Consider the following 6,379-nt stretch of genomic DNA (forward strand, 5'->3'; position numbering starts at 1 on the left):
TCCGTTACTTACTGTTGGTAGACGAGGTCGGCGCGACGGTTCTGCGCCCACGAGGCTTCGTCGTGACCCGATGCTTGCGGCTTTTCCTTGCCGAGGCTCACGGCTTCCATCTGCGAGTCGTTCACGCCGAGCAGTGCCATCGCGCGGCGGACGGCTTCCGCACGCTTCTGGCCCAGCGCGAGGTTGTACTCGCTCGTGCCGCGTTCGTCGGTGTTGCCCTGGATCAGCACGTGGCGCTGCGGGTGGCTCTTCAGGTACTGAGCGTGCTGCTGCATCAGCGGCTGATACTCGTCCTTCACCGAATAGCTGTCGAAGTCGAAGTAGATGCTGCGCTTCGCGAGCGGGCTGTTCGGATCGTTCAGCGGATCGACGTTCACTTGCGCGACGTTGTCGGCGCTCGGCTGCGTGCTCACCGCACCGCCGGCATTTGCCTTGTCGTCGAGCTTCACGCCCGACTTACACGCTGCGAGCGCGCTGATCATCATCACGGCCAGGGCCAGACGAGCTTTATTCGACATCATGGTTACTCTCCTTGTGGTCATTGCATGAAGGGCCCCCACGACGGCTCGCGAACGGAGCCGCCCTGGACGGACAGGATCTGCGGCGGCGCGCTGCCGTCGGAGGGCACTGCGGCCAGCACGTTGCGGCCACCCGACTGGGTAGCGTAGAGAAGGTACTGGCCGTTTGCCGCGAAGCTCGGCGATTCGTCGCGATTGGTATTCGTGATGGCGTTCGCCGCGCCGGTTTGCAGATCCTGAACGTACAGCTTGAAGCCCCCACCCGTGCGGGAGATGTAAGCGAGCAGCTTGCCGTCCGGGCTGATGCGCGGGCTGGTGTTGTAGCTGCCGGTGAAGGTCACGCGTTGTGCCGAGCCGGCGCTTTCGCCTTGCGCGGGCATCCGGTAGATCTGCGGCGCGCCGCCGCGATCGCTCGTGAAATAGATCCACTGGCCGTCCGGCGAGTAGAACGGCTCGGTGTCGATCGAGCTGCTCTGCGTGAGACGGCGCAGGCCACCGCCGTTCGCATTGACCGTATAGATTTGCGTATTGCCCGTCAGCGACAGCGCAACGGCCAGCGTGTTGCTGTCCGGCGACCACGCCGGCGCACTGTTGTTGCCCTTCTGGTCCGAGACCATGTAGCGGCGGCCGGTCGGCAGGTCATGGATGTAGACGATCGGCTTCTTGCGCTCGAACGACACGTACGCAACCTTCGTCCCGCTCGGCGACCAGGCCGGCGAGATGATCGGCTCGGTGCTCGACAGCGCGATGCGCGCGTTCTGGCCGTCCGAATCCGAGATCTGCAGCTGGTAGCGGTTGCCCGTCTTGATCACGTACGACAGGCGCGTGGCGAACACGCCGCGCACGCCGAGCAGCTTCTGGTAGATGTAGTCGGCGATCTTGTGGCCGGCCGTGCGCAGCGTGTTGTCGTTTGCCGTCAGCGACAGGCCGCCGAGGCTTTGCTGCTTCACGGTGTCGTACAGGATGAAGTTCACCTTGTACTGGCCGTTCGCTTCGCGGTTCACGCTGCCGGCGACGAACGCGTTCGCGCCCTTGGCCTTCCATGCGCCGAGATCGACCGAAGCGGTCTCGGGCACGGGCGTGCTGCCCGCGTCGATATTGGTGAATTTGCCGCTGCGGGCGAGGTCCGCGCGGACGATCGACGTGACCTGCTGCGGCAGGCCTGCCTCGTTCGCGAAGTTCGCGGTGGCGATGGGGAACTGGGTCGAACCGACGCCGGTGATCAGCACGTTGACCTGCGCGTTAGCGGCGCCGCCGGCCGCAATCAGACACGAGGCCACGAGTGCCCTGAAACCTAGTTTCGTCATCAAACTCATGCTTCTTGCTTCCCATGTGACTTGGATCGCTGCGCAAGCGCAGAGACAGTAAAAATACCCGATTCGTTCCCGTCCGGCAGCGACGCCCGGAGTGTAAGCGCATTTCCGCTCACTCCGCCGCCTTGAAGGTAATCGTAATACTGGACGGGGTATGACCGTCAGTATCGGGCGGTAACGGGACCGACGCCTGGATCGCATTGACGACCGCCTGATCCCACCCTGAATTTCCGCTCGGCCGCGAGACCGATACGCTCAGCAGGTCGCCCGAAGGCGTACAGCGGATTTTGACGATCGTCGTGAGCCCCTCACGCTCGCCACCCCAGACGATGTTCGGCTTCACGCGGCGGCGCACCTTGTCGGCATAGCCGGGCGACGCCGCATTGCCGCCGGAGCCCGTGCCGGTGCCGCTTTTCGCGAGCCCCTGGCCGCCGCCTTCGCCGGCGCCCGCGAGGCCCTGCATCTGCGCGAGACGCGTATTCCGCTCCCGGTCGAGCTTCGCCTTCGCTGCTGCATCGGCCTTCGCGCGCGCGGCCGCTTCGGCCTTTGCCTTCGCCTGGGCTTCCGCCTTCGCCTTCGCGGCCGCGTCGGCCTTGGCCTTCGCTGCCTCCTGGGCTTCCGCCTGCGCCTGCTTCTGTTGCTGCAGTTTCTGCTGCTGGAGTTTCTGCTGTTCGAGCTTCTGCTGCTCCATGAGCTGCTGTTGCTTGAGCTTGTCCGCCTGCTTCTGCTTGTCGCGGTCGGCGGCCTTCTGCGCGGCGAGCGCGGCGGCCTGCTGGGCCGCGAGCTGCTCGCGCCGGGTTTCCTCTTGCTGGGCCTTCAGTTGCTGCGCGCGGCGCTGCTGTTCGAGCAGCGCTTCGCGCGCGGCCGCTTCCTGCTGCCGCTTCTTCTGTTGCAGCGCGATGTCCGCCTGCTCGTCGCGGACCGGGGGAGGGGGCGGTGCGAGCTTCGCGGGCGGCGTGGGCGTGACGACGGGCCGCGGCGCGGGGACGTCGGGCACCTCGGTCCACAGCTCGGCTTCGGCGCCGGCCGGCGTGCTGTTCTGCCACTGCACGCCGTGATAGAGGAACAGCGCGAGCAACACGTGCATCAGCGCGGCGAGCGTGAACGCGCGCCAGGTGCCGCGCTCGCGAGGAGGCTGAGACGGGTAGCCGTTGCTGTGCGTGGATTGCTGCCGGTTCATTGCGATTTGACGAGGAGGCCGACGCGCTTGACGCCGCGCGCCTTCAGATCCGACATCACGGTCATGACCGCATCGTACTGCACGGTCTTGTCGGCCGCGATCACGACCGGCTGGTCAGGATGATCGGCCTGCCGGGCCACGATGAAGCTGTCGAGCTCGGCCTTGGTCATCGTGTCTTCCTGCGTCGCGCCGGCGTCGCCCTTGTACTTGACGCTCATCGTGCGGTCGGCCTTGATGTTGACGACGACGGGCGGCGTCTGTTCCTGTGGCGCTGCATTGCCGACGGTCGGCAGATTGATGATCGACGGGGCCACGAGCGGTGCCGTGACCATGAAGATCACGAGCAGCACCAGCATCACGTCGATGTACGGCACGACGTTGATGTCGGCCATTGCGCGGCGCGAGCGGCCGCCGCGCATGCTGGATCGAATGGGACTTCCTGCCATGGCGCGCTCCTTACTGGGCCTGACGCTGCAGGATGTTCGAGAACTCTTCGATGAAGGTCTCGAAGCGGATCGCGAGGCGGTCGATGTCGTGCGCGTAGCGGTTGTACGCGACCACCGCCGGAATCGCGGCGAACAGGCCGATCGCGGTGGCGACGAGCGCCTCGGCGATGCCCGGTGCGACGTTCGCGAGCGTGGCCTGCTGCACGTTCGCGAGGCCGCGGAACGAGTTCATGATCCCCCAGACGGTGCCGAACAGACCGATGTACGGGCTGACCGAGCCGACCGACGCGAGGAACGCGAGGTTTGCTTCGAGCACGTCCATTTCACGCTGGAACGACGCGCGCATCGCGCGGCGCGCGCCGTCGAGCACGAGGCCCGGGTCGCTGATGCGCTTTTCCTTCGCCTTCAGGAATTCACGCATCCCCGATTCGAAGATCCGCTCGAGCGCGCCGATCGTGTGGCGGTTGTTGGCCGCGCTCTGGTACAGCGCCTGCAGGTCGCCGCCCGACCAGAAATCCCTTTCGAAGCGTTCGGTCTGCGCGCGTGCGCGGCGGATCGCGAACCACTTGCGGAAGATGAAGGTCCACGACATCAGCGACAGCAGCAACAGCAGCCCCATCACGGCCTGGGCCAGCACGCTCGCGTTGAGGACGAGGGAAATGATCGACAGGTCTTGAGAAGTGTTCATAGAGGTTTGAGTAACGTCCCTTCGGGGATGTCCGGCGAGGGCGCACGAGGTGCATGCGGCGCGGCGCGCCGGCCAGGCCTGGCGCCGAACCTTGCTTAGTATCGATTCAGGAAGGCAAGTTCATAGGCTTTGTCTAAACGGTGCTCATCCGAGCTTCGTTGACAATACAGTCTGCCCGGCGTCGATGACGGGCCCGCGTTGCAGCACGTCGAGCACGACCGGCGGGATGGCCGCGGGCCGGATGCCGGTGCTGTCCACACAGCCGAGGCGGATGTGTCCGGCGACGAGCAGCGTGTCGCCACGCCAGGCTTCCTGTGCGAATTCCACCGATGCGCGGCCGATGCGTCCGGGCCGGCTCGTGATCGTCAGCGCGTCGTCGAGTCGCGCCGGTGCGCGGTAGTCGAGCGACGTGCTGCGGACGATGAAGATCGCGCCCGTGTCGTCGGCGAGCCGACGCTGGTCGATGCCGCACGCGCGCAGCCATTCGGTGCGGGCGCGCTCGAAGAATTTCAGGTAGTTGGCATAGAAGACGATGCCGCCTGCGTCGGTATCCTCGTAGTACACGCGTACCGGCCAGGTAAAGCCGGAGGGCGCGTCCGGGGAGCGGGTAGGCTGAGTCATGGCGCGCATTCTACCGGAAGGCCGAGGCCGGATTCGTAACCGATTCGTAACGGAATGTAGTACGTCGCAGCACACCGCGGGCCGGCCGGAGGCGGGCCCGCGGCTGCGCCCGCCATGTCAGCCGCGATGGATCGTGAGGCCGGCCGGGGCCTGGGCGACCGGCATCATCTCGATCGTGTTGATGTTGACGTGCGCAGGGCGCGTCGCGATCCAGTAGATCGTGTCGGCGATGTCCTCGGCCGTGAGCGGCTGGACGTTCTGGTAGACGTTCGCTGCCTTCGCATCGTCGCCGCGGAAGCGGACGTTCGAGAATTCCGTGCCGCCGCACAGGCCCGGCTCGATGTCGGTGACGCGCAACGGCGTGCCGATCAGGTCGGCGCGCAGGTTCAGGCTGAATTGTCTGACGAATGCCTTGGTTGCGCCGTATACGTTCCCGCCCGGGTACGGATAGGTGCCGGCCACCGAACCGAGATTGAAGATATGGCCGCGGCCTCGCGCAATCATCCCGGGTAGCAACGCGTGCGTGACGGTCACGAGGCCCGAGCAGTTCGTGTCGATCATGGTCTGCCACTCGTCGAGGCTGGCCTTCTGGGCCGGCTCGACGCCGAGCGCGAGACCGGCGTTGTTGACGAGCACGTCGAGTGCGGCGAATTCGGCGGGAAGGGCGGCCGGCACGGCTTCGACGGCCGCGCGGTCGCGCACGTCGAGCTCGAACGGCAGCAGCGCGTCGCCGAGTTCGGCCGCGAGCGTATCGAGACGATCCTTGCGGCGCGCGGTTGCGACGACACGGTGGCCGCCCTTGACGAAGGCACGGGCGATGGCGGCGCCGAAGCCGGCGGACGCGCCTGTGACGAACACGATCATTGCTGCTCCTGGTCGGTAACAAAGTAGCGGATAGTATCCCGCAAGCCTACTGAGATTGCCGCACCGCGGCAAGGCGCCAAAGCGCGTCGGCACGGGTGCGTAGAGTCTGGCCCTTATTGTTTCGGGGCCGCTGCCGTGCGGTTGCCTATTCATGACGCATCCAATACACTAACGCGCTCATCACCCCTGCGTGACTGGCGATAGAACCCTTCGGGTTCAAGGTGGAGCATCCCACCGTGAAGCGCGGGGCGCCGTTTTTGCCGTTCGCCTGGGCAGCCGTTGTGCGCCGTTGCGTGCATCGCCGGTGGCTGTCCTGTCTCGCGTCATACGGATTCTTCCGCCACGTCGAGCTGGTTCCGCCAGCAGCGCAATGTACTCGGCCGCCACGGTCAACCTGTACACACTTAACGGAAACCGTATGTTTGACAGAGCCCAAAGCACCATTGCGAACGTCGATCCCGAACTCTTTGCAGCGATCGAGCAGGAAAACCGCCGCCAGGAAGATCACATCGAGCTGATCGCGTCGGAAAACTACACGAGCCCGGCCGTGATGGCCGCCCAGGGCTCGCAGCTCACGAACAAGTATGCGGAAGGGTATCCGGGCAAGCGCTATTACGGCGGCTGCGAATACGTCGATATCGTCGAGCAGCTCGCGATCGACCGCGTGAAGCAGCTGTTCGGCGCGGAAGCCGCGAACGTGCAGCCGAACTCGGGTTCGCAGGCGAACCAGGGCGTGTTCTTCGCGATGC

At 65.6% G+C, this 6,379-nt stretch carries 7 protein-coding genes, 1 pseudogene and 1 riboswitch; of the genes and pseudogenes, 1 reads left to right on the plus strand and 7 read right to left on the minus strand.

Annotation, left to right across the window (positions count from 1 at the left end; genetic code table 11):
- Positions 1-8 precede the first annotated feature (8 nt).
- From pal to DIE22_RS08565, 7 genes are all read right to left on the minus strand, one after another.
- A complete protein-coding gene (gene pal / locus DIE22_RS08535) occupies positions 9-521 on the minus strand; it encodes a peptidoglycan-associated lipoprotein Pal (RefSeq protein WP_043189435.1) in 513 nt (170 codons plus the stop codon).
- Positions 522-538: 17 nt separating this feature from the next.
- The gene (gene tolB, locus DIE22_RS08540) at positions 539-1,834 is read right to left on the minus strand and encodes a Tol-Pal system beta propeller repeat protein TolB (protein WP_124498297.1); all 1,296 of its coding nucleotides are present in this window, start codon (positions 1,832-1,834) and stop codon (positions 539-541) included.
- Between the two features lie 109 nt (positions 1,835-1,943).
- Complete coding sequence (gene tolA / locus DIE22_RS08545) at positions 1,944-3,011, minus strand: cell envelope integrity protein TolA (RefSeq protein ID WP_124604868.1); 1,068 nt, start codon at positions 3,009-3,011, stop codon at positions 1,944-1,946.
- Positions 3,008-3,457 carry a protein TolR gene (gene tolR, locus DIE22_RS08550; protein ID WP_124498299.1) on the minus strand — a complete coding sequence of 150 codons (450 nt, stop codon included), beginning with the start codon at positions 3,455-3,457 and terminating at the stop codon, positions 3,008-3,010. Before tolR ends, tolA begins: the two co-directional genes overlap by 4 nt.
- 10 nt (positions 3,458-3,467) lie before the next feature.
- Positions 3,468-4,145 carry a protein TolQ gene (tolQ, locus tag DIE22_RS08555; protein WP_010091489.1) on the minus strand — a complete coding sequence of 226 codons (678 nt, stop codon included), beginning with the start codon at positions 4,143-4,145 and terminating at the stop codon, positions 3,468-3,470.
- Positions 4,146-4,289: 144 nt separating this feature from the next.
- The gene (gene ybgC / locus DIE22_RS08560) at positions 4,290-4,775 is read right to left on the minus strand and encodes a tol-pal system-associated acyl-CoA thioesterase (protein ID WP_124498300.1); all 486 of its coding nucleotides are present in this window, start codon (positions 4,773-4,775) and stop codon (positions 4,290-4,292) included.
- A 108-nt stretch (positions 4,776-4,883) separates the two neighbouring features.
- Positions 4,884-5,630, minus strand: a complete 747-nt coding sequence (locus DIE22_RS08565; RefSeq protein ID WP_124498301.1) for an SDR family NAD(P)-dependent oxidoreductase — start codon at positions 5,628-5,630, stop codon at positions 4,884-4,886.
- Between the two features lie 180 nt (positions 5,631-5,810).
- Positions 5,811-5,911: riboswitch (ZMP/ZTP riboswitch) on the plus strand.
- Between the two features lie 137 nt (positions 5,912-6,048).
- Between DIE22_RS08565 and glyA the strand changes: the two are divergent.
- A pseudogene (glyA, locus tag DIE22_RS08575) lies at positions 6,049-6,379 on the plus strand (serine hydroxymethyltransferase); the annotation flags it as partial.

It is taken from the genome of Burkholderia sp. Bp9142 (genome assembly GCF_003853415.1).
Lineage (GTDB): Bacteria > Pseudomonadota > Gammaproteobacteria > Burkholderiales > Burkholderiaceae > Burkholderia.

What these genes read in the sequence shown, in the direction of transcription:
- pal (WP_043189435.1), bottom strand. Translation starts at nt 521, where the DNA reads ATGATGTCGAATAAAGCTCGTCTGGCCCTGGCCGTGATGATGATCAGC.
- tolB (WP_124498297.1), bottom strand. Translation starts at nt 1,834, where the DNA reads ATGAGTTTGATGACGAAACTAGGTTTCAGGGCACTCGTGGCCTCGTGT.
- tolA (WP_124604868.1), bottom strand. Translation starts at nt 3,011, where the DNA reads ATGAACCGGCAGCAATCCACGCACAGCAACGGCTACCCGTCTCAGCCT.
- tolR (WP_124498299.1), bottom strand. Translation starts at nt 3,457, where the DNA reads ATGGCAGGAAGTCCCATTCGATCCAGCATGCGCGGCGGCCGCTCGCGC.
- tolQ (WP_010091489.1), bottom strand. Translation starts at nt 4,145, where the DNA reads ATGAACACTTCTCAAGACCTGTCGATCATTTCCCTCGTCCTCAACGCG.
- ybgC (WP_124498300.1), bottom strand. Translation starts at nt 4,775, where the DNA reads ATGCGCGCCATGACTCAGCCTACCCGCTCCCCGGACGCGCCCTCCGGC.
- DIE22_RS08565 (WP_124498301.1), bottom strand. Translation starts at nt 5,630, where the DNA reads ATGATCGTGTTCGTCACAGGCGCGTCCGCCGGCTTCGGCGCCGCCATC.